The sequence below is a fragment of the Burkholderia sp. NLJ2 genome, assembly GCF_049487195.1.
GTDB classification, from domain to species: domain Bacteria; phylum Pseudomonadota; class Gammaproteobacteria; order Burkholderiales; family Burkholderiaceae; genus Burkholderia; species Burkholderia pyrrocinia.
The window spans coordinates 364,198-390,003 of sequence record NZ_CP137810.1 but is presented as its reverse complement, the minus strand read 5'-3'; the positions used below and the strand labels follow the sequence as shown (position 1 = coordinate 390,003).

The 25,806-nt window shown below is 67.8% G+C and carries 21 protein-coding genes; 5 read left to right on the top strand and 16 right to left on the bottom strand.

What is annotated here, in order from left to right; genetic code table 11:
* Positions 1-8: 8 nt before the first annotated feature.
* The 5 genes from R9B84_RS24110 to R9B84_RS24090 all read right to left on the bottom strand — a co-directional run bounded on the left by R9B84_RS24110 (position 9) and on the right by R9B84_RS24090 (position 6,277).
* Complete coding sequence (locus R9B84_RS24110; RefSeq protein WP_423762571.1) at positions 9-1,427, bottom strand: MFS transporter; 1,419 nt, start codon at positions 1,425-1,427, stop codon at positions 9-11.
* A 380-nt stretch (positions 1,428-1,807) separates the two neighbouring features.
* The gene (locus tag R9B84_RS24105; protein ID WP_047901362.1) at positions 1,808-2,644 is read right to left on the bottom strand and encodes an ABC transporter permease; all 837 of its coding nucleotides are present in this window, start codon (positions 2,642-2,644) and stop codon (positions 1,808-1,810) included.
* 37 nt (positions 2,645-2,681) lie between these two features.
* Positions 2,682-3,947 carry an ABC transporter permease gene (locus R9B84_RS24100; protein ID WP_423763564.1) on the bottom strand — a complete coding sequence of 422 codons (1,266 nt, stop codon included), beginning with the start codon at positions 3,945-3,947 and terminating at the stop codon, positions 2,682-2,684.
* A 99-nt stretch (positions 3,948-4,046) separates the two neighbouring features.
* Positions 4,047-5,093: an ABC transporter substrate-binding protein gene (locus tag R9B84_RS24095; RefSeq protein WP_423762570.1), complete on the bottom strand. Its 1,047-nt coding sequence runs from the start codon at positions 5,091-5,093 to the stop codon at positions 4,047-4,049.
* 77 nt (positions 5,094-5,170) lie between these two features.
* Complete coding sequence (locus R9B84_RS24090; protein ID WP_423762569.1) at positions 5,171-6,277, bottom strand: ABC transporter ATP-binding protein; 1,107 nt, start codon at positions 6,275-6,277, stop codon at positions 5,171-5,173.
* Between the two features lie 108 nt (positions 6,278-6,385).
* Here R9B84_RS24090 and R9B84_RS24085 point away from each other — a divergent pair, with 108 nt between their 5' ends.
* Entirely contained in the window at positions 6,386-7,909 is a 1,524-nt protein-coding gene (locus R9B84_RS24085; RefSeq protein ID WP_423762568.1) for a PLP-dependent aminotransferase family protein, read from the top strand.
* A 27-nt stretch (positions 7,910-7,936) separates the two neighbouring features.
* On the opposite strand, the gene R9B84_RS24080 is transcribed toward R9B84_RS24085, so the two are convergent.
* The 5 genes from R9B84_RS24080 to R9B84_RS24060 form a co-directional block, all read right to left on the bottom strand.
* Positions 7,937-8,971 (bottom strand): lipase secretion chaperone, encoded by a 1,035-nt coding sequence (locus tag R9B84_RS24080; RefSeq protein ID WP_423762567.1) that lies wholly within the window; start codon positions 8,969-8,971, stop codon positions 7,937-7,939.
* Between the two features lie 3 nt (positions 8,972-8,974).
* Positions 8,975-10,069 carry an esterase/lipase family protein gene (locus R9B84_RS24075; protein WP_423762566.1) on the bottom strand — a complete coding sequence of 365 codons (1,095 nt, stop codon included), beginning with the start codon at positions 10,067-10,069 and terminating at the stop codon, positions 8,975-8,977.
* Positions 10,070-10,289: 220 nt separating this feature from the next.
* The gene (locus tag R9B84_RS24070) at positions 10,290-12,422 is read right to left on the bottom strand and encodes a TonB-dependent copper receptor (protein ID WP_423762565.1); all 2,133 of its coding nucleotides are present in this window, start codon (positions 12,420-12,422) and stop codon (positions 10,290-10,292) included.
* An 83-nt stretch (positions 12,423-12,505) separates the two neighbouring features.
* Positions 12,506-12,874: a DUF2946 domain-containing protein gene (locus tag R9B84_RS24065; RefSeq protein ID WP_423762564.1), complete on the bottom strand. Its 369-nt coding sequence runs from the start codon at positions 12,872-12,874 to the stop codon at positions 12,506-12,508.
* 163 nt (positions 12,875-13,037) lie between these two features.
* Positions 13,038-13,574, bottom strand: a complete 537-nt coding sequence (locus R9B84_RS24060) for a cytochrome b (RefSeq protein ID WP_423762563.1) — start codon at positions 13,572-13,574, stop codon at positions 13,038-13,040.
* Positions 13,575-13,801: 227 nt separating this feature from the next.
* On the opposite strand from R9B84_RS24060, the gene R9B84_RS24055 reads away from it, so the two are divergent.
* A complete protein-coding gene (locus tag R9B84_RS24055; RefSeq protein ID WP_423762562.1) occupies positions 13,802-14,440 on the top strand; it encodes a Pr6Pr family membrane protein in 639 nt (212 codons plus the stop codon).
* Positions 14,441-14,498: 58 nt separating this feature from the next.
* Here R9B84_RS24055 and R9B84_RS24050 read toward each other — a convergent pair whose 3' ends face one another.
* On the bottom strand, positions 14,499-15,233 hold the full coding sequence (locus R9B84_RS24050) for a peptidoglycan DD-metalloendopeptidase family protein (protein WP_423762561.1): 735 nt from the start codon (positions 15,231-15,233) through the stop codon (positions 14,499-14,501).
* 425 nt (positions 15,234-15,658) lie between these two features.
* Here R9B84_RS24050 and R9B84_RS24045 point away from each other — a divergent pair, with 425 nt between their 5' ends.
* A complete protein-coding gene (locus R9B84_RS24045) occupies positions 15,659-15,979 on the top strand; it encodes a hypothetical protein (RefSeq protein WP_423762560.1) in 321 nt (106 codons plus the stop codon).
* Between the two features lie 165 nt (positions 15,980-16,144).
* On the opposite strand, the gene R9B84_RS24040 is transcribed toward R9B84_RS24045, so the two are convergent.
* From R9B84_RS24040 to R9B84_RS24025, 4 genes are all read right to left on the bottom strand, one after another.
* A complete protein-coding gene (locus R9B84_RS24040; protein ID WP_423762559.1) occupies positions 16,145-16,489 on the bottom strand; it encodes a DUF4148 domain-containing protein in 345 nt (114 codons plus the stop codon).
* A gap of 199 nt (positions 16,490-16,688) precedes the next feature.
* On the bottom strand, positions 16,689-18,101 hold the full coding sequence (gene gndA, locus R9B84_RS24035) for an NADP-dependent phosphogluconate dehydrogenase (RefSeq protein ID WP_423762558.1): 1,413 nt from the start codon (positions 18,099-18,101) through the stop codon (positions 16,689-16,691).
* Positions 18,102-18,198: 97 nt separating this feature from the next.
* Positions 18,199-18,840 (bottom strand): DUF938 domain-containing protein, encoded by a 642-nt coding sequence (locus R9B84_RS24030; RefSeq protein WP_423762557.1) that lies wholly within the window; start codon positions 18,838-18,840, stop codon positions 18,199-18,201.
* Positions 18,837-19,733, bottom strand: coding sequence for an NAD-dependent protein deacetylase (locus R9B84_RS24025; protein WP_423762556.1), 897 nt, complete (start codon positions 19,731-19,733; stop codon positions 18,837-18,839). The genes R9B84_RS24030 and R9B84_RS24025 overlap by 4 nt, the downstream gene beginning before the upstream one ends.
* Positions 19,734-21,003: 1,270 nt before the next feature.
* Between R9B84_RS24025 and R9B84_RS24020 the strand changes: the two genes are divergently transcribed.
* Positions 21,004-21,963, top strand: coding sequence for an LLM class oxidoreductase (locus R9B84_RS24020; RefSeq protein WP_423762555.1), 960 nt, complete (start codon positions 21,004-21,006; stop codon positions 21,961-21,963).
* Positions 21,964-22,383: 420 nt separating this feature from the next.
* Complete coding sequence (locus tag R9B84_RS24015) at positions 22,384-24,858, top strand: mechanosensitive ion channel domain-containing protein (protein ID WP_423762554.1); 2,475 nt, start codon at positions 22,384-22,386, stop codon at positions 24,856-24,858.
* A 27-nt stretch (positions 24,859-24,885) separates the two neighbouring features.
* Here the strand turns inward: R9B84_RS24015 and R9B84_RS24010 are convergent, their stop codons facing one another.
* A complete protein-coding gene (locus R9B84_RS24010) occupies positions 24,886-25,719 on the bottom strand; it encodes a CerR family C-terminal domain-containing protein (RefSeq protein ID WP_423762553.1) in 834 nt (277 codons plus the stop codon).
* Positions 25,720-25,806: the final 87 nt, after the last annotated feature.

Below are 25,806 nucleotides of genomic sequence, written 5' to 3'. Positions count from 1 at the left end.
GCATCACCCTATTCCGTTGCCGGCTCCTTCACACGCTCCGGCGCGGCCGGCACACCGTTCCGATGCGACGGCGCAAACAGCCGCAACCCGCTCGCGACGCTCGCGGCCCCGGCGAAACCCGCACCGAGCATCAACGCGAGCGTCGGCCCGTGGCGCCCCGCGATCCCGAACGACAGCGCGACGAGCGCCGCACCGGTCGCCTGCCCGATCAGCCGCGCGGTCGCGATGATTCCGCTCGCGCCGCCGCTGCGCTCGGGCGGCGCGCTCGACATCAGCGCCTTCAGGTTCGGCGACTGGAAGAAGCCGAAACCCGCGCCGCACAGCATCATTCGCCAGCCGATGTCGAATACGCTCGGCGCCGCCGGCAGCGCGGCGAGCGACACCATGCCCGCGCTCAGCAACGCAAGCCCGATCGCGCCGAGCAGGCCGGGCGCGTATCGATCCGAGAGCCGGCCCGCGATCGGCGCGGCAAGCGCGACGATCGCCGACCACGGCGTCATCAGGAACCCCGTCTCGACCGCGTTGCGATGCAGGACAGTTTCGAAATAGAACGGCAGCGACACGAACGCGAGCCCCTGCGCGGCGAATGCACACACGGCGGTCAGCGCGGACAGCGTGAATACGGGCCGGCGAAACAGGTCGACCGGCAGCATCGGCGCCGGGTGCCCGGCCTGGCGGCGGATCAGCAGCCAGCCGAACATCAGCGCGACCGCCGCTGCCGCGAGCACGATACGCAGCGGCCCGCGCTGTGCGAATTCGCCGAGCGCGAAGATCAGCGAGGCGAACGTGATCACGTTGAACAGCGCGGCGACCGGATCGAACGCATGCTTGCCGCGCGCCGTCTGCGGCAGCGATGGAATCGCCACTGCAAGCGCGAACACGCCGAGCGGCACGTTCACCGCGAACAGCCACGGCCATGCGGCAACCGACAGGATCAGCGACGCGATCGTCGGCCCCACCGCGAACGACACGCCGACGACGAGCGCGTTGAAGCCGACGCCGCGCCCGAGCCGGTGCGCGGGAAACAGGCCGCGGATCAGCGCGACGTTGACGCTCATGATCGCGCTCGCGCCGAAGCCCTGCACGATCCGTGCGGCCGTCAGCATCGGCAGCGTCGATGCGAGCGAACAACCGAGCGATGCGAGCGTGAACACCGCGAGCCCGGCGATATACACGCGCTTGTGGCCGACGATATCGCCGAGCGACGCGAACGGCAGCAGCGTCGCGACCATCGCGAGCTGGTACGCATTGATGATCCACACGGACGCGGCCGGCGACGCATGCAGGTCGGCGGCGATCGCCGGCAGCGCGGTGTTCGCGATCGCGGTGTCGAGCGTCGCGAGCGCGACGGCCAGCAGCACGGCGGACATCGCGCGCCAGTTGACGGCCGGCTCGCGGGTGCCGGCGGAGGATGCGAATTCGGACAAGATGAGGCTCGGCTGACGGGCGACGCGCGGCGTCGCGGATTGAGCGGCGCGGCGGCGTGCGTTCCGGACGGCAAGACCGGCGCGCGCGCTGCCGCGATCCGTATTGTTGCAGAGCCGCATCGAACGTGCAGGCGGCCGCGTCGTCAGTCAGCGAAACGAAAGCTTCGTGCGATGCCGTGCCATGCGCGCGGCATCGTTGAGCGCACAACGATCGACGCTCCGGCGAGCGCCGGGCGGCCTTCCGGGCTCGTGCCCGTTTTCGTCGCGCCGGCGCTGGCGGCAGACCCGGTCGCGTCTGCCGGCGGCACCTCGCATCGGAATCGCACCGATGCGCCGATGCTCGGCGTGCGTGCGCCGCCGTCGCGCCAGATCAGATCAGATCAGGTCACCGCGCGCCGCGCATTGCGTCCGCGCAGCCATTCGAGCGCGAGCAGCAGGCTCGTCGAGAAAATGATCAGGATCGTCGCGAGCGCGGCGATCGTCGGGCTGATGTTCTCGCGAATGCCGGTGAACATCTGGCGCGGCAGCGTCGTCTGGTCCGCACCCGCGAGAAACAGCGTGACGACCACTTCATCGAACGACGTCGCGAACGCAAACAGCGCGCCCGACATCACGCCCGGCGCGATCACCGGCAGCGTCACGCGGAAAAAGGTCGACACGGGATTCGCGCCGAGCGACAGGCTCGCGCGCACGAGGTTCTGGTTGAAACCCTGCAGCGTCGCGGCGACCGTCGTCACGACGAACGGCACGCCGAGCGCCGCATGCGCGGCGATCAGCCCCGTATAGGTATTCGCGAGCCCGAGCGGCGCGAAGAACAGGTACATGCCGACGCCGACCACGACGACCGGCACGATCATCGGCGACAGCAGCACGGCCATCAGCAGCCCCTTGCCGCGAAAGTCGGCCTTCGTGAGACCGATCGCGGCGAGCGTGCCGAGCACGGTCGCGACGACGGTGGCCGACGGCGCGACGATGAAGCTGTTCTTCGCGGCCATCCGCCACTCGTCCGACGCGATCAGGTTCTCGTACCAGCGCATCGAGAAACCCGGGATCGGATAGACGAGGAACGTGCTCGACGAAAACGACAGCGGCACGATCGCGAGCACCGGCAGGATCAGGTACAGCAGCGTCAGCACGACGAGCACGCGCAATGCGACGTACCACGCGCGCTCGACGAACGACATGTGCGGCGCGAACAGCGGCCTGGCGAGTTTCATGGTCGGATTCCCTTTCCCGTTTCCTGGTGCGCGGCGCTCAACCGAGGCTCACGTTGGTGCGCGTGAAGCGCCCATATACCGCGTACAGCACAAGCGTCGCCGCGAGCAGCAGCCCGCCGAGCGCACACGCCATGCCCCAGTTGATCGTCACGTTCGTGAAGTACGCGACGTAGTAGCTGACCATCTGGTCGTTCGGCCCGCCGAGCAACGCGGGCGTGATGTAGTAGCCGATCGCGAGGATGAATACGAGCAGCGCACCCGCGCCGACGCCCGGATAGGTCTGCGGCACGTACACGCGCCAGAACGCGGCGAACGGATGGCTGCCGAGCGACACGGCCGCGCGCTGGTAGGTCGGCGGGATCGACTTCATCACGCTGTACAGCGGCAGGATCATGAACGGCAGCAGGATGTGCGTCATCGAGATGTACACGCCGATGCGATTGAACAGCAGCGTCAGCGGATGCGAGATCAGCCCGCTGCCGATCAGCGCCGTGTTGATGAGCCCTTCGCTCTGCAGCAGCACGATCCACGCGGCGACGCGCACGAGCACCGACGTCCAGAACGGAATCAGCACGAGGATCATCACGAGGTTCGCGCGCCGCTCCGACAGCGTCGAGATCCAGTACGCGAGCGGGTAGCCGAGCAGCAGCGCGAACAGCGTGACGGCGATGCCGATCACGAACGTGCGGCCGAAGATCGCGACATAGATCGACTGGTCGGGATCGGCTTGCACGATGTGACCGAACCCGTCCTGTTTGTGGTCGAGCGCGGCGAGCAGGTAGAACGGCGACACCTGGCTGCCGTTCTTCGCGATCGACTGCCAGTACGCGACGTCGCCCCAGCGCGAGTCGAGCTCGATGAATTTCGCGCGCGTCTGCGCGGGCGTGAGCGTCGCGGCGGCAGCATCGTTGTCGCCCTTCAGCGGCATCGCGCGCGCCGTCTTCGCGACGAGCGAGCGATAACCGGGAATCTCGGTGTTCAGGCGCCGCGCGAGCGCGCCCATCGCCTCGCTGTCGGCCACCTTCGTCATGTCGGCCGCGAGCGCGACGTACGCGGCGTCGGCCGGCGGCGTCTTGCGGTCCCAGCCGGACAGCGCGGCGACCGTGTTCGGCAACGCGGTCGCGATCTCGGGGTTCTGCACCGCACGCGTGAGCAGCGTGCCGATCGGAACGACGAAGATCAGCAGCAGGAAAATCGCGAGCGGCGCGACCAGCATCAGCGCCATCGTGCGCTTGCGGGCCTCGGCGGCCTTCAGCTCGCGCTTGAGCGCGGCTGTCGACGGCGAGGAAGGCGCGATCGTCATCGTATTCAACGGTTCTCTCCGGCCGGGCACGCTCCGGCGGAATGCCGCGCGACGCGAACGACGCGCCGCGCGGCAGGTTGCATCAGGATGCCTGAACGGTTACTTCGTCGCCCACGCGGCGAAGCGCTGCTCGAGCTCGTCGCTGTGGTCGGTCCAGAAGCCGATGTCCTCCAGCACCGCGTTCTTGCCGTTGGCCGGCGAGTTCGGCAGGTTCGCGAGCGTCTTCGCGTCGAGCGACTTGATCGCGGCAATGTTCGCGGGACCGTACGCGATGTGCTGCGCATACGCCTGCTGCGGCTTCGGCGTCAGCGAATACGCGATGTACTGCTCGGCCAGCGCCTTGTTCGGCGAGCCCTTCGGAATCGCCCAGTAGTCGAGGTCGTAGATGCTGCCGTTCCACACGACCTTCAGGTTCTTGCCTTCCTTCTGCGCGGCGTCGATGCGGCCGTTGTACGCGGTCGACATCACGACGTCGCCGGCGACGAGGAACTGCGGCGGCTGCGCGCCCGCTTCCCACCACTGGATGTACGGCTTCAGCTCGTCGAGCTTCTTGAACGCGCGGTCCTGGCCGGCCTTCGTGCCGAGCACCTTGTACACGTCCTTCGTCGCGACGCCGTCGGCCATCAGCGCGAATTCGAGGTTGTAGCGCGCGCCCTTGCGCATCCCGCGCTTGCCGGGGAATTTCTTCACGTTCCAGAAATCGGCCCAGCCGGTCGGTGCCGACTTCAGCTTGTCCGCGTTGTACGACAGCGCCGTCGACCACACGAAGAAACCGACGCCGCACACTTGCGGCGATTCCGGAATCAGGTCGGACTTCTTCCCGATCTTCGACCAGTCGAGCTTCTCGTACAGCCCTTCGTCGCAACCGCGGTTCAGGTCGCCCGACTCGACTTCAACCACGTCCCAGTTGACGTGCTTCGCCTCGACCATCGCCTTCACTTTCGCCTGCTCGCCGTTGTATTCGACGGCGGTGACCTTGTTGCCCGTCGCCTTCTCGAACGGCTGGTTGAACGCGGCCTTCTGCGCGTCGCCGTTCGCGCCGCCGAAGTTGACGACCGTGAGTTCGGCGGCCGTTGCCGATGCGCCGACGACGGCGAGCGCCAGTGCCAGCGCGGTGCGGCGCGCGGTAAAGCTTGCTCGTTTCATGATGGTTCCTCTCCTCTCGTGGTGGAAGTGGGCAGTTGTTGTTGACGACGTGCTGCGGTAAATCGGGGAAACCCTGCTCACGCGAACACGCGCAGGTGTTCGGGTGCAAATGCGAGCGAGACCGGCGCGCCGGGCGAGAACGCGTCGAGCGCGCCGGTGCCGAGCGGCACCTTCACGAAGCATTCGTCCTGGCCCGGCAGCGCGCAGCGCATGCGCACGTGATCGCCGAAATAGATGAGGCTGCGTGCCTCGCCGGTCAGCCGGTTCGCGGCTGCGCCGTTCGCGTGCCCGTTCGCGCCGTGCGCGGCAAGGCTCATGCGTTCGGGGCGAATGCACGCGACGGCCGACGCGCCCTCGGCGGCTTCGCCGATATGGCGGCCGACCAGTTGCGTGCCGTCGTCGAGCCGGAACTCGCAGAATTCGCCGTCGACGCGCGCGATGGTGCCGCGCAGCCGGTTGCTGTCGCCGATGAAGTTCGCGACGAATTCGTTGCACGGCGATTCGTACAGGCGGTCGACGGTGTCGAGTTGCTGCACGATGCCCTTGTCGAACACGGCGACACGATCGGACATCGTCAGCGCCTCGCCCTGGTCGTGCGTCACGTACACGAAGGTCACGCCGAGCTTTTCGTGCAGCGCCTTCAGTTCGTACTGCATGTGTTCGCGCAGTTGCTTGTCGAGCGCGCCGAGCGGCTCGTCCATCAGCACGAGCTTCGGCTCGAACACGAGCGCACGCGCCAGCGCGATGCGCTGCTGCTGGCCGCCCGACAACTGCGCCGGATAACGTTTCGCGAAGCGCTCCATCTGCACCATCTTCAGCGCATGCGCGACGCGCTCCGCGCGCTCGGCGGCCGGCAGCTTGCGCACGGTCAGCGGATACCCGACGTTCTGCTCGACCGTCAGGTGCGGAAACAGCGCGTAGTTCTGGAACACCATGCCGATGTTGCGCTTGTGCGGCGGCACGTTGTTCAGGAGTTCGCCGTCGAGCCGGATCTCGCCGCCGGTCGGAAACTCGAAACCGGCGAGCATCATCAGGCAGGTCGTCTTGCCCGAACCCGACGGCCCGAGCAGCGTCAGGAATTCCCCGCGGTGGATATCGAGGTCGAGCGATTTGACGACCAGCGTTTCGCCGTCATAAGTCTTCCGCACACCGCGAAAACTGACGATCACATCATCGGACTTCATCGTGGCTGTCCCCTTGCTGCGCGACAATTGTTTTCAAGATGCGAGCCACTATACGGCGCCCACGGTTCTACAATAGGGAACCATTTCAATATTACTAGTAGGACCACTTTGGATACCGTGATCCTTGCCGACTGGCTCTCCGCCCGCCTCGACCGCGGCTCGACCGAGCCGATGTACCGGCAGTTGCTGCAGCAGATGCAGCAGGCGATCCTGACCGGGGAATTGGGGCCAGGGACGAAACTGCCCAGCTCCCGGACGCTCGCGGCGGACCTGTCGATCGCGCGCAATACCGTGCTGCACGTATACGACCAGTTGACGGCCGAAGGCTACGTGCTGACGACGACCGGCAGCGGCACCTACGTGGCCGACACGCGGCCGGACGCCGCCGCGATTCACGCACCGGGCGCCGCGCCGCCGCCGTTCGACGCCGGTACGCTGCCGCTGCCGGACGCGCAGGGCAGCCTGTCGATGCGCGGCCGGCAACTGATCGAGCACGCGGGCGTGTCGCGGCGCCAGTGGGGCGCGTTCATGCCGGGCGTGCCGGACGTGTCGGAGTTTCCGAGCCGCACGTGGAGCCGCCTGCAGGCGCGGTTATGGAAGGAGGCCAACCCCGAGCTGCTGACCTATGCGCCGGGCGGCGGCTACCGGCCATTGCGGCGCGCGCTCGCCGATTACCTGCGCGTCGCGCGCTCGGTCAAATGCTCGCCGGACCAGGTGATCATCACGACCGGCATTCATCAGTCGATCGATCTCGCGGTGCGGCTGCTGTCCGACATCGGCGATCGCGCATGGGTCGAGGAACCGTGCTACTGGGGCGTGCGCAGCGTATTGCAGGCGGCCGGCCTCACGCTCGCGCCGGTGCCGGTCGACCAGGAAGGGCTCGCGCCGCGTGCGAGCGACATGCAGCATCCGCCGCGGCTCGTGCTCGTCACGCCGTCGCATCAGTACCCGCTCGGGATGGTGATGAGCCTCGCGCGCCGCCGGATGCTGCTCGAATACGCGCGCCAGCACCGCTGCTGGATCATCGAGGACGACTACGACAGCGAATTCCGCTACGGCAGCCGGCCGCTCGCGTCGCTGCAGGGGCTCGACGACGGCGGCCGCGTGATTTACGTCGGCAGCCTCGGCAAGATGCTGTTCCCGGGCCTGCGGATGGGCTACATGGTCGTGCCCGAGCATCTGGTCGATACCTTCCGTACCGGGCTGTCGGAGCTGTACCGCGAAGGCCAGTTGATGCAGCAGGCCGTGCTCGCCGAATTCATCATGGACGGCCACCTGACCTCGCACGTGAGGCGGATGCGCACGCTGTACGGCGAGCGCCGGCAACTGATGATCGACGCGATCCGCGCGCGCTTCGGCGACGCGCTGCCCGTGATGGGCGACGAGGCCGGCCTGCACCTGGTGCTCGGACTGCCCGACACGTGCGACGATCGCGCGGTCACGCAGAGCGCGTTCGACGCGGGCGTGATCGTGCGCCCGCTCACCAGCTACTACAGCAACCGCGACACCGCGCAGCGCGGCCTGCTGCTCGGCTATGCGTGCGTCCCGCACGAAAGCATCGGGCCCGCGTTCGACACGCTCGCGAATACCATCGAGCAGCATCTGCCGCGGCACATCACGCGCGCGGCATAGGGGCGGTCACACGCGGCGCCGCCCGCGTTACTGCACGCTGCCCGCCCCGCGATCGAGCGACGCCGCGCGCACGGCTTCGCCGGGTTTCGTGAACACGCGCTGCCGCAATGCGGCGATCTGCGCGTCGCGGCCCTGCGGCGACAGGCCGGCCGATTCGATCTGCGCGCGCTGCGCCGCATAGTCTGCGTAGCGGCTCTGCCACGCTGCGTCGTCCTGCTGCATCTGCGCGACGCGCGCGGCGGCCTCGGGCCCGAGCGTCTGCGTCAGTTGCGCGCGCATCGCATCGGGCGTCGCCCCACTCTTTTGCAGTTGCGCGATCTGGTCGATCGCGGCCCGCTGCCGGTCGACCCGCTGCTGCGCCGCGCGTTCGTCGGCCGGCATCTGCTGCTCCAGCGCCGCGAGTCGTTCGGCCTTCTGCGCATCGGTCAGCGTGCGATCCTGCGCGATCTTCAGCCGCGCGAGATCGTAGCGCTGCCGCCACTGCTCCGCGCCGAAAAACGGCTGGCTCCAGTCGCCGAGCGTGCGATACGCGATCGATGCGCGCTGGTCGAGCGCGAGCTGCAGCGCGCCCAGGTCGGACTTGTCGACCGCGCCGGCATCGCGCAGTTTCGCGAGCGCGTCGAGATACGCACGATAGCGATGCCACACGTCGAGCGCCTCGGCCTGCGCCGCCGTACCGTCGAGCTGCGCGGCAATCTCGCGCACGACGAGTGCATCGAGCGCGGCCGCGCTGAGGTCGCTCTGCGCGGTCAGGCAGTAGTCGAAGAAATCGCGCACCGCGCGCACCTTCGCGAGATGGCCGCCCGCATCGAGCGGCAGCCGCGGCGCACTGGAGCCGGCCAGCGACGACGGCAGGCCCGCACTCGCCGGCACGGCGGCCTGCGGCGGTGCCGCAGCCACGCCGCCCACCGCCGCCGCATCGGGCGATTCGCCGGCGCTACCCGTACCGCGATGCCATCCCGCCCCGCTCCACATCGCGATGCCTGCGATCGCCGCCAGCCCCACGACACCGTAGACCGCGGCGCGCCGCGCCAGCGGCGCGCGCCCTTCACGTGCCGCCATCGATTACACGCCCGCCAGCTTCAGACGGTTCGCATGCGTGCGGATCACCGCGACCGGATCTTCCGCGAACGCGCCACGCACGCCGAGCAACTGGTTGATCTCGTCGATATGGTTCCACTTGTAGCGCGTGCTCAGCACCTGGCCGTACAGCGCGCTGCACTTCGACACGAGCCCGTCGTTCTGGCCCGAGCCGCGGTTGATCATCACCGTGCCCGTGCCGAACAGCGCGAGCGTCGACGGGTCCAGCACGTTCGCCGGATCGACGAGCGGAATGGTGCTCGTGTCCGTCGCGCCCGTGACACCGAACACGGAGAGCGTCGGCTGGATCGCCGTGCCGGCCCACGAATACAGCAGATGCGTGTTGCCGCCGACGGTTTCCGTCGGCGCACCGGTCTGGCAACTGCCCGGCGCGCCAAGGCCCGCGCTCGGATAGTTCTGGTTGTACGTGGCGGCCTGGGCGGTCGTCAGCGTCTTCAGCGACGCGAGTGCGTCCTGGTTCGTGTTGTGGCTGCTGCTCGTCAGGATTCCGAACACATTGACGAACGCCGCGATCACCGATGACGAAAGCCCGGTCGGATCGTATGCGAGCACGCCCTGCACGAAGTCGGCGAACTCGGAACCGCGATGCGGCGTGCCGATCGTCGTCACCGACGCGACGAGATCGGGCGCGACGGCCGCGACGTAACGCGACGTGAGCCCGCCCTGGCTGTGGCCGACGAGATTGACCTTGGTCGCGCCCGTCGCGGCAAGCACCGTCTTCACGTACGCGAGCAACTGTTCACCGCGCCCGTTCGGCCCGTCGTCGCTCTGGAAGCCCGACAGGTTCGCGACGTAGACGGTCGCGCCATGCTGCTGCAGGTCTTCCTGGATGCCGTACCAGTACTCGAGCACGCCTGCGTACTTGTCGGTACCCGTGAGCCCGTGCACGAGGATGACCGGATAACGCGTCGTCGCGTAGTCGTCGGCGGGCACGGTCGCCGCCATTGCCGCGTGCGTCGTCGCAAGCGTCATCACCGCGGTCGTCCCCGCGAACGGCGCGACGCTCATCGCGCATGCCACTGCCCCTGCCACCACCCTGGAACGCATCGATCTGGCCATGCATGTTCTCCTGATTATTGTGCTGCCGGTGCGAATGAAATCGAATCGACGCACGCAGCGCCCTCGCGTACGCCGTGACCGTCGAATGCCGGAGTGAAACACGAGTGGCCAACGTTTGCGCCCCGACTAGACACGGTTCTCTAATCGGTTGACGCGCCCCGCCCGTTCGGGCGGGGCCGCGTCCATGCGCGCGCATGCTGCAACGCACACGCGCAACGCACTACAGCTTCGCGCTCACGCGTACCCATGCGGTACGGCCCGGTTCCATCACCGGTGCGTTCGCCGGATAGCCGAAGCCCGCGTTGCCGGCGAGGTTCAGATGCTCGACGTAGGCCTTGTTCAGCACGTTGTCGACGCCGACCGACACCTGCACGGTCTTGCTGACGTTGTATTGCGTATGCAGCGACAGCACGCCGAATCCGGCGCTCGGGCCGAAGTCCTTGCCGACCACGTTGCCCTCATTCAGTGCGTAACGATGCTGCGGCGCAACGATCCGCCACAGGCCGCCGGCCGACCACGCACCGCGCGTGTATTCGAGCCCGATGCGCGCCTCGAGCGGCGGCATCTGCGGCAGCGGATCGCCGCTCGCCACGTTGCGCCCCCACGCATACGCGAGCGACGTCTCGACGCGCAGCGGCGCAACCGGCCACCACGACACGCCCGCTTCGCCACCCATGATCTGTGCGTTGACGTTGGTCGCCTGCGTGGTCGGGCCCATCATGCCGGCCGCGTAGTTGAACAGGATGAAGTCCTGCACATAGCCTGCGTAGGCCGACACCCACGCATCGAACCGGTCGCTCTTGTATTGCGCGCCGATGTCGAGCTGCGTGGTCTTCTCCGGCTGTACCGCCGAGAACGCGTTGACCGAACCGGCCGGCCCGCGCTTCGCCGAGAACAACTCCCAGTAGTCGGGATAGCGCTCCGCATGACCGATCCCCGCGTACCACGTGACGGGCAGCGACGCGAGATCGCGCTCGTAGCGCACGAAGCCGCTCGGCAGCACGCGTGCGCGCTCGTCGTCGAAGGTCGGGTTCGGCTTGCTCATCATCATCCCGCTCGTCGTCGCGCGCTTGTCGCGTGCGCTCGCGTAGTCGACGCGCGCGCCGCCGATCACGCGCGACACGTCGCTCGCGTACCACGTCAGCTCGCCGAACGCGCCCGCGTTCCACATCGTCGCCTGCGCATCCCACGGCTGGTCGCCGTAGTTCTGCCGCCCCATCGCCGAGCGCGAATCGAGCCGGTTCGATTGCGCGTCGACACCGGTCACGAGCTTGAAGTCGTCGCCGAACCGGAACGTCGCGGCCGCGCGTGCGCCGAACGTGCGGCGCCGCACCTCCGCCGCCATCCGCATCGGCATGCTGCTGGTCGGGTCCGGCTGCCGCAACGTATAGTTGTCCATCACGTGGTCGGCTTCGTTGTAATACACGCGTGCCTCGATCCGGTCGAGCACGTCGCCGAGATGCCGCTTGTCGAACGACAGGCCGAACGTCTCGCGGCGGAAATGCGCGCCGTCCATCGCGCGGCCCGCATACTTCGCGTAGCCGTCGCCCGTACCGGCCGTCAATTCGACCCGCGTGTGGTCGTCGGGCGTCCAGCCGAGCGCCGCATCGGCGTTCCACTTGTCCCATTGCGACGGCACGGTGTTGCCGTTGCCGTCCTTGTAGTCCTGCGAATGCGCGTGGTTCGCGGTCACGCGGCCGTAGACGTCCGGCGTGCCGGCCGTCACGTCGATGTTCTGGTCATTGCGGCCGAACGAGCCGCCGACGAGGCTGCCCTCGAAACGCATGCCCGGCTTGTCGAAACGCGGCGTCACGCGCTCGAACAGCACGGTACCGGCCGACGCGCCCGGGCCGTACAGCACGGTCTGCGGCCCCTTCACGACGGTGACCTTGTCATAGCTTTCCGGCGCGATATACGACGTTGGCGCATCCATCCGGTTCGGGCAGGCGCCGAGCGTCGGCATCCCGTTCGCCAGGATGTTCAGCCGCGAACCGAACATCCCCCGCAGCACCGGATCGCCGTTCGTGCCGCCGCTGCGAATCGATGTGAAGCCGGGAATCGTCTTCAGGTAGTCCGCGCCGTCGCTGGCAGGCAGCGGCTGGCGCGGCGCCTTCGGATCCGTGACGACGACGAGCGGCGTCGTCAGCGGCGACGCAACGACCTCGACGGGCGGCAGCAGCATGGCCGCGTCGTCCGCAGGCATGCCGGCCGCGCGAGTCGTTTCGGCTGCGGCAGCAGTCGCGGCCAGCGCGCCGACGGCGAGCGCGGGAACGGTAAGTTTCAACATGCGCGGCACGCGCCGCGCACCGGCATTGCGTGATGCCCGCGGCGCACGCAACTGGAAAATGGTCATGATCGAAAGCCCGAGTGACGCCCTCCACGCGGCCTCGACGGGCCGCACGGATATCGGCGGTAGATAAAACGGAAGAAAGCGCGTCAGGCGCGCTCGGGCGGTGCGCGTGGATACGCGCGCGGATAGCGGTCGGCGCGCGCCGCGACGGCAGGCGGCGCGGCGGCGGAAACGGAAGCGACGGAAACGGAAGCGAACGATGCAGCGGCAGGCGTGTCGATCGCGGGGCTGTGCGCGAAGAAGCCGCAGTAGCCGCACGCATCGAGATGCAACGCGTGATCGTGCATGCGGCCCGCATCGGGCGACCGATGCGCGCCATGCTCTGCACTGCAGACGATTGCGTCAGGCGTCGCCGCCTGCGCGATGCGCCACTGCGACACCAGCGGCGCCGCGATCGCGAACCAGATCGCGAGCACGCCAAGCCAGGCGGTCAGGTGACGATGTCGGTGCAGCATGCGCGGCGGCGAGTAAGCGGAACGAAAAAACAGCCGAGATGTTACAGAATGTTCGCTGCGATGACCAGCCGGGGATGACGGTAAACGGACCGGGGGCGCATGGTTGTCAACACAACCATGCGCCCCCACTTGCTGCGTGCGTCCGACGTGCGACGTGCAACGCTCAGGGCGCCATGCGGCGCAACACCTCGTCGCGCCGGATGAAATGGTGATACAGCGCGGCCAGCGCATGCAGGCCGATCACGAAGTAGAACGCGTTGCCGATCAGCTCGTGCGCTTCCTTGATCGTCGGCCGCAGCGCCTTGTCCGGGCCGAACAGCGTGAACGACACGCCGAGCCAGTCGAGCGACACCGGCTTGCCGCCCAGGTTGATCATCATGATGCCGAGCAGCGGCTGCGCGATGATGAACACGTAGAGCGCGACATGCGAGAGCGTCGAGAGCCAGCGAAGCAGCGCGGCCTGCGGAATGGCTTCCGGCACGCGGCTGACGACCCGCCACAGCACGCGCAGCACCGACAGCACGAGCACGAACGTGCCCGCGGTGAGGTGCACGTTCATCCAGAACACCCGGCTGTCGCTGCCTTTCGGCCCGCGGATCTCGATGGCCAGGTAGGCCAGCGCCACCAGCAGGAAGATGGCCCAGTGGAAGAAGATCGCGGGCGAACTGTAGCGCGTCTGTTTCGCGAGGATGTTTTTCATGCGTCGTCTCGTGTTGTATTCGGGGAGGGGCGGATGCCGCAACCCGCCTGCGCCCGGCAGAGTTGCCACGATTGTAGCCGCGTGGGCGTCCGGGTTTGCGCGACGCGGTCAAATATCCGACGAATCGTCGACGCACGCCGCACGGGGCTGCCATATGGAAAATCCGCATCGCGCACGGGAACGGCTGTGGCACGATGAAGCTTTGGTGTCGACGTTGCGCGCGCATCATGAGCAAGGCGTTCTTCGTTGCGGCCTATCGGCTGACCGCCGCGTTGCTCGCGGTGTCCACGACGTTGCACGGCATCGCCGGCTACTGGGGCATGCCCGCGGTCCATCTCGGCAACTACCTCAGCTACTTCACGCAACTGAGCAGCCTCTATGCGGCCGCGATATTGGCCGTGGGGCTCTGGCGCATCGCGCGCCCCGGCTCGGCCCGCTACGAATCGATGCGCGGCGCGGCCGTGCTGTACGTGCTGATCACCGCGATCGTCTACGAACTGCTGCTCGCGCACCCCGATGCGCTGCGCCACATCACGCCGGCGTTCAACAACTGGGTGCTGCACCGGATCGTGCCGCTCGTCATGCTGTGCGACTGGCTGTACGTGGAGCCGCGCTCGCCGATCGCGCGGCGCAGCGCGTTCGCGTGGCTCGGTTTTCCGGTCGTCTACCTCGGCTATACGCTCGTGCGCGGCGCGCTGCAGAACTGGTATCCCTACCCGTTCGTCGATCCGCGGCCGCACGGCTACCTGCCGGTCGCGATCCAGTGCTCGCTGATCGCGCTCGGTGCGGCGGCACTCGCACTGGGCATCCGCTGGCTCGGCAATCGCGCGAGACAGTCCGGTACCGCGACGCTAAAGGAAGGATGAACGCGGAAGAAGGCGGGAGCGTGTGCGCCGCCCGGCGCACACGTGGCGATGCGGCTCTTCAGCCGCCGCTGCGCGGCAGGAAGTTCATCGGATCGACGACCTTGCCGTTCTGGCGAACTTCGAACTCGAACGTCGAACGGCCGCTCGCGTCGGTACCCATCTCGGCGACCGGCTGGCCCTGGCGCACCGCATCGCCCTCGTTGACGAGCAGCTTGCCGTTGTGACCGTAGGCCGTGATGAGCCCGTTGTCGTGCTTCAGGATCACGAGCGGGCCGTACGCCTTGACGCCGGATCCGGCGTAGACCACCCGCCCGCTCGCCGCGGCCCGCACCGAATGGTCGGGCCCGGATGCGGCGATCACGATGCCGCGTGTCTTGCCGGCCGCAAACTGCGTCGCGACGACACCCGTGGCCGGCCACGCGAGCGAGCCCGGCTGTGCGGCCGCCGAGGGCGGCTGCCCGAACGACGTCGCGGCAACCGGCGGCGCGACGCGCAGCACCTGGCCGGGAAACACGGCGTCGGTGGGCGCCATGTGATTCCAGCTCGCCACGTCCTGCACGCGTTGCCCGTAGGCGTTCGCGATGCCCGCGAGTGTGTCGCCCGGGTTCACGCGGTAATAACCGGCGATCACGCCCGGCGTCGCGGCCGACGTCGACGCCGACGAACGCGCCGGCTGCCAGTTGTCGGTCCACGGCGTCAGCGTACAGCCCGACAGCGCGACGGCTGCAGCGACGAGCGCCGCCTGCGGCAGCCAGCGCGCCAGCGAATCGTGGATGGGAATAGTTTCTCTCAAGGGTCCTCCCGGATTTGCGTCGTTGCGCCGCCCACCGCCCTCCGGCGCGCGACGCACGATGTCCGGCCGGACGGCCGGACCAACCAGTATCCGACCGCTCTCGCGGCCGTCAGTTTCCACAGCGGAACGTCGGCGCGAACGGGCTCACCGGCCCCTTTTTCGCGTCGCTCCGACCGGCAAAGATACCATTTGTCGCGGTCAGGACCGCGACAGTTGCAGGTTCCGGCAACAATCTTGCGGCCCCGCCCCTGCGTGCCGACGGCCCACGGGCCGCGCCGCGCACCCCATCCGGCGGGCCTGCCGCCGGTCTTCCGCCTGCCTCGCCGCCGCCGTCTGCCGTCTCGGCTCCGTCACATTCTCCCCTTCGATCGCCGCCTATACTCGGTGATGCGCAGCGCGATCCAACGACAACGAGGAGCATGACAATGAACAATGCGACGTTTCTTTCGGTGCAGCTCAACGCGGACGATTTCGGCGGTTCCAGCGGTCTGGTCGAATTGCTCAACCGGCACCTGCTGTTCGCGACCGACGTCGCGGAAGCGGCCGATGCGCTCGTCCAGCTGGCGAGCGTCGCGCACCTGACGGGCGCCACGCGCCACAGCGTCGAGCTGCCGGTCCTCGCGATCGAGCGGCTGCGCGAGGCGCTCGACACGCTGAGCGGCTACGACGAAACGTGGCTGCAGGTACTGGAGCCGGCCGAAGCGCTGTTCCGGGATATCGGACGCGGCCGGCGCCCGCTGCACTGACTGCCGGCGCAGCACGCGCCACCAATGAAAACAGCCTGTCGTTCCGCAAAGCGGAACCGGCGCCGCAGGCGCCACAAATGAAAACAGCCTGTCGTTCCGCAAAGCGGAACGACAGGCTGTTTGTACTACATGGGGTCAGGTCAGGCCGCCGAGGCGGCCGCGCCATTAACGACCCTTGTAGACCGGTGCGCCGTCAGCGATACGCTTGACTTGCCAGCCGGTCTTTGCCGCGGCCGGTGCGCCGGATTCCTGCGCGGCGGCCGGTTGCGCGCCATAGCCGGTCGTGTCGGCGGCGGCGACGTTCTGTTGCGGGTTCACACGGGCTTCAGCAGCCAGGATGCCTTCCGGGTAGTTCGTCCGGTCGCTGCCCAGCTTGTAGCCGGCCTGTTGCAGTTGGACCAGTTCGGCCTTCACCTGCGAACGGGTGACGGGCGCGTTCTGTTGGGCGAACGAGACGGCGGGAACGGCGAGGACAGCAGCTGCAGCGAACGTTGCGATCAGCGATTTCATGATTACCTCCGGGATTTTTTTGCTCCGCCGCACACACCATGTCTGCAGCGATGGAACAGAGTTTAGTCCCGACGTCCCCTAGGGAAAACCATGAAAGAGCGAAAACACTGTTTCCCCGGAGCCAACAATGTCGGCATCCGGGATAGAAAAACCCTATTCAGAGTATAGATTTTCGCAACAATGCCGCCCCGCGGGCCGGTTACGACCAGTTCGCGTGGAAGCTGCCCGGCTTGTCGGTACGCTCGAACGTGTGCGCGCCGAAGAAGTCGCGCTGCGCCTGCACGAGGTTCGCCGGCAGCCGCTCGGAACGGTAGCTGTCGAAGTACGCGACCGCCGACGCGAACGCCGGCACCGGCACGCCGGCCTTCACCGCGGCGACCACGACGTCGCGCAACGATGCCTGGTAGTTCGCGGCGATGTCCTTGAAGTACGGATCGAGCAGCAGGTTCGCGAGCGCCGGATCCTTCGCATACGCGTCCGTGATCTTCTGCAGGAAGCGCGCGCGGATGATGCAGCCGGCACGGAAGATCTTCGCGATCGTCCCGAGATCGAGGTTCCAGCCGTACTCTCCGGACGCCGTGCGCAGTTGCGCGAAGCCCTGCGCGTACGAGATCACCTTGCTCAGGTACAGCGCGCGGCGCACCGCTTCGACGAACGCGGCGCGATCGCCGTCGAACGGCGCGGCGGCCGGGCCCGACAGGATCTTGCTGGCCGCGACGCGCTCGGTCTTCAGCGACGACAGCACGCGCGCGAACACCGATTCGGTGATGAGCGGCAGCGGCACGCCGAGATCCAGCGCGTTCTGGCTCGTCCACTTGCCGGTGCCCTTCTGCGCGGCGCGATCGAGGATCACGTCGACGAGGTGCTTGCCGGTCTCTTCGTCCTTCTTGCCGAAGATCTTCGACGTGATCTCGATCAGGTAGCTGTCGAGCTCGCCCTGGTTCCACTCGGTGTACACCGCGCCGAGTTCGTCGTTGGTCAGGCCCGCGACGTTCTTCAGCACCGAGTAGCTTTCGGCGATCAGCTGCATGTCGCCGTATTCGATGCCGTTGTGGACCATCTTCACGTAGTGGCCGGCGCCGTCCGGGCCCATGTACGCGACGCACGGCTCGTCGTCCGACGGTGCCTTCGCGGCGATCTGCTTGAGGATCGGCTCGACGAGATCGTACGCGTCGCGCTGGCCGCCGGGCATGATCGACGGGCCGCGCAGCGCGCCCTCTTCGCCGCCCGACACGCCGGTGCCGATGAAATGCAGGCCCGATTGCGCGAGTTCCTGGTTGCGGCGGATCGTGTCGGTAAAGTGCGTATTGCCGCCGTCGATCAGCACGTCGCCCTTCTCGAGCAGCGGCTTGAGCGACGCGATCGTCGCATCGGTCGCCTCGCCGGCCTTCACCATCATCAGGATCCGGCGCGGCGTTTCGAGCGACGCGACGAATTCCTCGAGCGTGGAGGTCGGCACCAGATTGCGGCCGGGGAATTCGGCGATCAGTTCGTCGGTTTTCTCGCGGCTGCGGTTGTACACCGACACCGCGTAACCGCGGCTCTCGATATTGAGTGCGAGATTGCGGCCCATCACCGCGAGTCCGATCACACCGATTGCTTGTTTGCCCATTAGTCAATTCTCCGGAAAAAACAGGGCGCGACCCGACCCGGGCCGCGCGCACAGGCGAAAGGATAGTGGAAACCCGGCGGCGATGCGCGCTTGCGTGTCATTGCTCCGCGTGCGGAAGCCGCCGGAACACGACGCTCAGGTTGTTCGCCGGCATGTCGACGACCTCGATGCAGTCGAGCCCGCGATCGAGGCCGAGCGCGACGACAGTCTCGAGATCACGCACGCCCCACGACGGGTCGCGGCTTCGCAACTGCAGGTCGAATGCTTCGTTCGACGGCGCCGTATGCCGGCCTTCGCGACGATACGGGCCGTACAGGAACAGCACGCCGCCCGGCCGCAGCAGGCGCGACGCGCCCGCGAACAACGCGTCGGTGCACGCCCACGGCGAGATGTGAATCATGTTGATGCAGACGATCGCGTCGAGCGCGTCGACCGGCCACGATGCGTCGCGCACGTCGAACGCGAGCGGCCCGGCGACGTTCGCGAGGCCCGCATGCGCGATCCACGCGGCGATCGAGCGCCGCGCGTGCGCGTCGGGATCGCTCGGCTGCCAGCGCAGGCCCGGCAGCGCCTGCGCGAAATGGACGACGTGCTGCCCCGTGCCGCTCGCGATTTCGAGCACGCTGCCGGTCGCCGGCAGCACGCGACGCAAGACGTCGAGGATCGGCCCGCGATTGCGTTCGGCCGCCGGCGCCGACAGCCGCGCGGACGGATCGGGTGCAGGTGTCGGGCCGGTCACGATGCGTGCTCCGTTGCGTTGCCCGCGAGGCCCAGCCGCGCGGTGAGTGCGTCGAGCGCGGGTGCGCACTGCGCTTCGACCTTCAGCGTCAGCATCGGATCGGCGCGCGTATGGCCGAGATTGAGCGCGGCCACCGGCTTGTGCTGCGCCTGCGCCCATACGCAGAATCGATAACCGGAATACACCATCAGCGACGACCCGACGACGAGCAGCGCATCGGCCGCCTCGAGCGCCTGCGCGGCCAGCGCCACGCGCTCGCGCGGCACGTTCTCGCCGAAGAACACGACCGCCGGCTTCAGCAGGCCGCCGCATGCGGGGCACGCCGGGATCCGGAACGTGTCGAGCGCGGCCCATTCGAGGTGTGCGTCGCCGTCCGCGGCCGGCTCGGCCTGCGCGCCCAGCAGTTCGGGATTGTCGGCTTCGAGCGCGGCCTGGATCGTCGCGCGCGCATGATGCGCGCCGCATTCGAGGCACGTCACGCCGTTGATCCCGCCGTGCAATTCGATCACGTCGTCGCTGCCCGCGCGCTGGTGCAGGCCGTCGACGTTCTGCGTGACGAGGCGCTCGATCCGGCCCGCGCCGCCGAGCCGCGCCAGCGCGATGTGCGACCGGTTCGGCTGCGCGCGGCCGACGACGGGCCAGCCGATCATGCTGCGCGCCCAGTAGCGTCGCCGCGCGGCATCGGAGCCGAGGAATTCGTGGAGCTGGATCGGCGGCGAGCGCATCCATTGGCCGTTGCGGTCGCGATAGCCGGGAATGCCGGAATCGGTGCTGATGCCCGCGCCGGTCAGCACGAGCAGGCGCGGATGCCGCTCGACGAACGTATGCAGCGCGTCGAGCGCGGCCGGCTCGACAGTGGCAGATGAGGGGTCGTGCAAGGCTTTATCGTTCATGTTGGCGACACGTGATCGGGCGCGCCGGCAAGCCGTGCGACCGCACGAGCGGCCCGCGCGCCAGCACATGATACAGAACGCCGCGCGATCCGGCCGGCGGCCTGCACGGCAAACCGGCGCGCAAAAAAAGACGCCCATCAGCCACTCGGCGATGGGCGCTTCAACAATTGATCCATCGGGGTAGTGGATCAACTGACAGCACAATATTGCGACGTCCGCCGCGCTGCGGCCGGCAAACGCTTCCCCTGGACTACGCGTGTTCCGCAATGCCGCGCGCATCGTTGCGCGGCCGGCTTTCCGGTGCGATCCGGTTCTTCGGGCCCGTCACGCCGAAGCCATGCGCGGCGCGCGAACGGAGCCGCCGCGCGACGACTCGCGTTGCGCTACGGAATGACAATCCGGGATCCAGGCCGGAGCCATCCGCATGCATTCACGGTTCATCCCCGACGGCCGACCGGCACCGGTCGGCCTCGTGCGTCACGCATGCACGTCGTCGTTCAGAACGAACCCGATTGCTCGGATGGAACAGAAAGCCGCGCGCTCACGTCGCCGCAATCAACGGCGAAGCGAATACCCGGGCAGGTCGGCGATTCATGTTTGCAACATGACACGTTGCGATTCGGTCTGTTTTCATTCTCTTGTCCCCGTCTTTGATATGTCCGACCCACTGAAGCGATCGGCGGGCCGACTGCGCCGGCGACTGCACTCACGGCACGTACAGATATGCAAGGAGCGCACCATGCTTCATTCCGCAAGGCCCCGCGGGCCGACACAAGGCCGTCGACGGGGATCGCGCACCGGCAAAAAGCGCGAATGTTTCGGAACTGAAACACGGAACATGACTCGTCCGGGGGCAGCCCGGGCGGGCATCGGGGGCGGTGCATCTGCGCTGCCGCCAATCGACTTACAATCGCCCGACGGTGGCGGCGCCCACATGACCGGACGCGTGCGCCTGGCCTTGCACGCTTCGCGCGGCCCCTCGCCGCATCACCGGAGATCCATACCCGGCGCATGCCTGACGCAAAAGACTGGCTGGATATCGACTACCGCACGCTGTTCTACAGCACCGGCAGCGACAACCGCGCCGCAACGCGTGGCGTCCCGCCTCGGCCTCACGCTGCGCGGCATGACGCTGCGAATCGCGTAGCGCCGTGTTCGGCGCAGGCCGCCCCGCTCCCGCCCGGCGCAAACACGTTAGCATTCGGACACGGAACGCCCCGTTAGCACGAACCGGCGAGCGTTCGCTTTGCACCGCCCCCAGGGATTCGACATGACCACGCCCGCCCTCGCCTGCGCCGACGTCGCACACCGCGTCTTTTCGGCCGGACGGTTGTCGATCGGCCTCACGCTGCCGCTGCTTCGCGGCGGCAATATCGTCGCCGACTTCAACGAACAGCTCGAACTCGCGGCGCTTGCCGATACGCTCGGCTTTCGCGCGCTGTGGATTCGCGACGTGCCGCTGAACAGTGCCGACTATCCCGACCCGGTGGGCCACCTCGATCCGTGGGTGCTGCTCGGTGCCCTGGTGTCACGCACGCGCGAGATCGCGCTCGCCAGCGGCGCGATCGTGCTGCCGCTGCGTCATCCGCTGCATATCGCGAAAGGTGCGCTGTCGGTTGCAACGCTGTCGGGTGGACGCTTCATCCTCGGGCTCGGCTCCGGCGACCGGCCGCCTGAATACGCGGCGTTCGGCGTCGACGCGGAAACGCGGCGCGATCGCTACCGCAATCACTGGGAAATCGTCGCGGCCGCGCTCGGCGTGCCGTCGCGCGTGCTGCCCGACGAAGCGCCGCCCGACGCACCCGAATTCACGTTGCTGCCGCGCGGCGGCGACGCGGTGCCGATGCTCGCGGTCGGCTCGGGCGGACAAAGCGTCGACTGGATCGCGCGGCACGCGATCGGCTGGATGACGTATCACCGCGATCCGGACACGCAGCGCGCCCGCTATTCGATGTGGCGCGCGGCGGTCGACCGGCTCGCATCGCCGGGCTTTCGCGCGTTCGGCGTGTCGATGCGGCTCGACCTCGCCACGCATCCCGATGCACCCGCCACCGCGCTGTCGCTCGGTTATGCCACCGGGCGCCGTGCATTGATCGACATCCTGCAGGACATGCGCGCGGCAGGCACGCATCACGTCACGCTGAATCCGGGATCCGACCGGCCCGTGCGCGAGGTCATCGAAGAACTCGCCGAGCATGTGCTGCCGGTTTTTCACGACGAGCACGCGTGATTCTTCAGGAATACGAAGCCATCAAATGCGACGTGCGTGTTGCGATGATTGTCCTTTGTTCGTGATCGGGCGAACGCTCGTATAACGACGCGCCATTCGCGTTCAACAACCGTTCCCGGTTCACATCTGCACACCGGGTCGCCAACAGGTGTGCATTACAGGGCGCTTACGATTCGACAAGAAGGACGTGTCCACATATCGGATCGTTACAGTCTTGTGTCGGGCACTTGCCCGTCCGCCCCCTGCCGACAAGATCGCGATGCGACGCAAATGCCGCCCGCAAACGCCCGCGCTGCCTCGCGTATGCCCGATTCGAATGTTCGTCGATGGAACTATTCGGTTTCGATCGCAATCATGTTAACTTCCGTCCATCGTTCTGCCCGGCGGGCCGCGCGCCGATGCGCGCCCGCATGCCTACTCATGCGACAACTTCTCCTCGGCTGGCTGCTCGCCGCCGTCGTCTCGGCTGCGCACGCGGCCGCTCCCGCACCGGCCGCCGCGTCGGCCGCCTCCGGCACCGCGCCCGCGCTGACGCCGCAGCAGGCCCAGCAGGCACTCACCGTGCTCGAAAACCCGCGCCAGCGCGCCCAGGTCGAAACGACGCTGCGCGCGATCGCGGCCGTCGGCGCATTGAGCGCACCCGCGGTCGCGGCAAGCGAAGCGGACGCGGCAAGCGGCGCGTCGGCCGCCGCCGCGCCGACCGCGCTGACGTCGAACGGGCTCGCGTCGATGCTCGTCCGGCAAGGGTCGCGCTGGACCACCGAAATCGGCAGCGCGCTGAAGGAATCGCTGCGCTCGCTGCTCGATGTCGGCTCGGTCGGAAGCTGGTGGCATGACAGGCTGGTGCGCGCCGACGAGCGCGCGGATCTCACGCACGCAGTCTGGATCATCATCGCCGTGCTCGTGCCCGCGTTCCTGTTCGAATGGTTCGCGAAACGGCTGCTGCGGCGTGCGCTGGCCGCGCTGGCGGTACGGCGCGCCGACTCGTCGCGCGGCACCGCTCCCGACGACGACAACGCGCCGCCACCGGAATCGTCAGACCGGCCCGACGCCCCTGACACTGCCGACGCATACGACGCCATACCCGCGTCATCGCAAGGCCGCGGCCACGCGCGGCGTCACACCACACTGTTGCACCGGATGCCGCGCGCGCTCGTCAGCCTCGCGCTGCGCGCGGTGCCGCTGCTCGTGTTCGTCGGTGTCGCAAGCCTGACGATGTCGATGATCGGCGATGCAGGCACGCCGATCGAATCCGCGCTCGAATCGCTGATCGACATCTACGTGATCTGCCGGCTGGCCACGATCGTCAGCCGGCTGTCGTTCCAGCCCGATGCAAGGCAATTGCGGCTGCTGCATATCAGCGACGCATGGGCCGACTTCGCGCAACGCTCGATCGCGCGGATCGTGATCGTGGTCGGCGTCAGCACGGCCGCGATCGAGATCGCCGCGAACTTCGGGCTCAGCGAGGCCGGTCACATCGCGCTGCTGAAAGCCGTCGCGCTCGTCGGGCACGTGATGATCTCGGCGCTGATCCTGCAGTGCCGCCGGCCGGTCGCCGCGCGGATCCGCGCAGCCGGCGCGGACCATCCGGCCTTCGCGGTGGTCGGCAACGCGCTCGCGGACGCATGGGCGCCCGTGGCGGTATTCATCGTGATGGCACTGTGGTTCGTGTGGGCGCTCGACGTCCATCACGGCTACCGTGTGCTGATCACGCTCGGCGGCCGTTCGATCGCCGCGATGATCGGCATGCGGATCGTGTCGATCATCGTGTTCGGCGCGCTCGCGCGGCTGTTCCAGCGCCGCGACGAAGACCGCACGCTGGTCCACCTGCACGCGTATCGCTACTACCCGCTGCTGCGCCAGATCGTATCGGTTGCGATCGGCATCGTGACGGTCGCGCTGCTGCTGCAGATCTGGGGCGTGCCGATCTTCCGCGCGTTCGAAACCGGCACGATCGGCCACCGGCTCGCGTCGGCGCTGCTGACGATCGCGATCGCGGCCATCGTCGCGCTCGTCGTATGGGAAGCCGCGAACATCGCGATCGAACGCCGTCTGCAGCGATGGACCCGCGAAGGCAATCTCGTGCGCGCGGCGCGGCTGCGCACGCTGCTGCCGATGCTGCGCTCGCTGCTGTTCGTGATGATCGCGCTGGTCGTCGTGCTGACGGGCCTCAGCGAACTCGGCGTGAACGTCGGCCCGCTGCTGGCCGGCGCCAGCATCTTCGGCGTCGCGCTCGGCTTCGGCTCGCAGAAGCTCGTGCAGGATTTCATCACCGGGATTTTCCTGCTGATGGAAAACGCGATGCAGGTCGGCGACTGGGTCACGCTCGCCGGCGTGTCGGGCACGGTCGAATACCTGTCGATTCGTACCGTGCGATTGCGCGCGGGCGACGGGTCGTTGTACACGATCCCGTTCAGCTCGGTGACGACCGTCAACAACACGAATCGCGGGCTCGGCAACGCGGCCGTCAAGGTCAGCATCGCTTATGGCGAGGACATCGACCGCGCGATCGCGACGCTGAAGGAAATCGGCGCCGCATTGCGCGACGATCCGAAGTACCACGACGGCATCCTGTCGGACTTCAGCTACTGGGGCATCGACCAGGTCGACGGCGCGGCGCTCGCGCTGGCCGGGCAGATGCAGTGCACCGACTCGACGCGCTGGAGCGTGCAGCGTGAATTCAACCGGCGGATCGCGGAAACGTTCCGCGAACGCGGCATCCGGATCGCCAATCCGCAACGCAGCCTCGTCGCGTATGCGGATGGATCTCGGCCGGCAGGCAACGGCGAAGGCGAAAGCAACGGCGACGGCAGCAGCAACACCCACAACGGCAACGCCACCGAAACGGCGGCCCGGCCGCCGGCGCCCGGCGAACCGGAGCGCAAGCCGGGCTGACCGGCCAGGGCAAACGGCGCGCCGCGCTCAACGCGCGGTGGGCTTCCTCGCACGCCGTGTGCTTGCCGCCGCGGGCGTTGACGTACCCGGCTTCGCCGTGCGCTTCGCCGCGGCACGCTGCCCCCGCTTCGCACCGGCTTCAGGCGCGGCGGCACTCGCGTCGCGCTGCGCATGCCATTGCTCGAGCAGCACGCGCGTCTGGTCGGCGATCGTCTCGATCAGCAGCGCCGCGCGCTCGCCCTCGAACGCTTCCCATTCGAGCAGTTGAAGCGCCGAACGCTGCGCGATGTGAAACACCGTGATCTGCCCGAACAGGCTCAGCGCGCGCAAGCGCGTGACGGGATCGTCGGCCGGCCGCCCGGAGATGCGGCCGATCAGCTCGGCGCTCACGTCGTTGAGCGGCTTGCGCATGCGCTTCATCAGGATTTCGCTCGCGCTCGCCGGCTCCTGGCCGCCCTGCTCGCGTGCGAAGAACATCCGCTGGTTCATCGTCTTCGGCGCCGTGAACATCCGGTCCGACAGCGCGCGCAGCAGCCCGACGAACGCGTCGATCAGCACGTCGACGTCCGCGTCCGCATCGAGCATCGCCCATGCATGGCCGACCGACGGCGCGAACACCTCCCAGCCATGCTCGGCGATCGTCTCCACGCACGCGCGATAAACGCCTTCCTTGTTCTCGAAGTAGTACTGGAGCGCCGGCGCGTTCACGCCGGCCATCGCGGCGATCTCGCGCGTCGATGCCCCAGCGAACCCGCGTTCGCCGAACAGTTCGATCGCCGCCTCGATGATCCGCTGGCGCGTTTCGTCGCCGCGCGCGTAGCCGCCCGCCGACGTGCGGCGCAGCTTCTTCGCTTCGTTCATGCCTTCCTCGTCATTCGATCGACCGACATTCTACTTGACACAATTTTAGCAACTGGAATAATTCTTCCACCTGGAATAAATTGGATG

Coding starts and splice junctions, on each gene's coding strand:
- R9B84_RS24105 (WP_047901362.1), bottom strand. CDS start 2,644: ATGAAACTCGCCAGGCCGCTGTTCGCGCCGCACATGTCGTTCGTCGAG.
- R9B84_RS24100 (WP_423763564.1), bottom strand. CDS start 3,947: ATGACGATCGCGCCTTCCTCGCCGTCGACAGCCGCGCTCAAGCGCGAG.
- R9B84_RS24095 (WP_423762570.1), bottom strand. CDS start 5,093: ATGAAACGAGCAAGCTTTACCGCGCGCCGCACCGCGCTGGCACTGGCG.
- R9B84_RS24090 (WP_423762569.1), bottom strand. CDS start 6,277: ATGAAGTCCGATGATGTGATCGTCAGTTTTCGCGGTGTGCGGAAGACT.
- R9B84_RS24080 (WP_423762567.1), bottom strand. CDS start 8,971: ATGGCGGCACGTGAAGGGCGCGCGCCGCTGGCGCGGCGCGCCGCGGTC.
- R9B84_RS24075 (WP_423762566.1), bottom strand. CDS start 10,069: ATGGCCAGATCGATGCGTTCCAGGGTGGTGGCAGGGGCAGTGGCATGC.
- R9B84_RS24070 (WP_423762565.1), bottom strand. CDS start 12,422: ATGACCATTTTCCAGTTGCGTGCGCCGCGGGCATCACGCAATGCCGGT.
- R9B84_RS24065 (WP_423762564.1), bottom strand. CDS start 12,874: ATGCTGCACCGACATCGTCACCTGACCGCCTGGCTTGGCGTGCTCGCG.
- R9B84_RS24060 (WP_423762563.1), bottom strand. CDS start 13,574: ATGAAAAACATCCTCGCGAAACAGACGCGCTACAGTTCGCCCGCGATC.
- R9B84_RS24055 (WP_423762562.1), top strand. CDS start 13,802: ATGAGCAAGGCGTTCTTCGTTGCGGCCTATCGGCTGACCGCCGCGTTG.
- R9B84_RS24045 (WP_423762560.1), top strand. CDS start 15,659: ATGAACAATGCGACGTTTCTTTCGGTGCAGCTCAACGCGGACGATTTC.
- R9B84_RS24040 (WP_423762559.1), bottom strand. CDS start 16,489: ATGAAATCGCTGATCGCAACGTTCGCTGCAGCTGCTGTCCTCGCCGTT.
- gndA (WP_423762558.1), bottom strand. CDS start 18,101: ATGGGCAAACAAGCAATCGGTGTGATCGGACTCGCGGTGATGGGCCGC.
- R9B84_RS24025 (WP_423762556.1), bottom strand. CDS start 19,733: ATGAACGATAAAGCCTTGCACGACCCCTCATCTGCCACTGTCGAGCCG.
- R9B84_RS24020 (WP_423762555.1), top strand. CDS start 21,004: ATGACCACGCCCGCCCTCGCCTGCGCCGACGTCGCACACCGCGTCTTT.
- R9B84_RS24015 (WP_423762554.1), top strand. CDS start 22,384: ATGCGACAACTTCTCCTCGGCTGGCTGCTCGCCGCCGTCGTCTCGGCT.
- R9B84_RS24010 (WP_423762553.1), bottom strand. CDS start 25,719: ATGAACGAAGCGAAGAAGCTGCGCCGCACGTCGGCGGGCGGCTACGCG.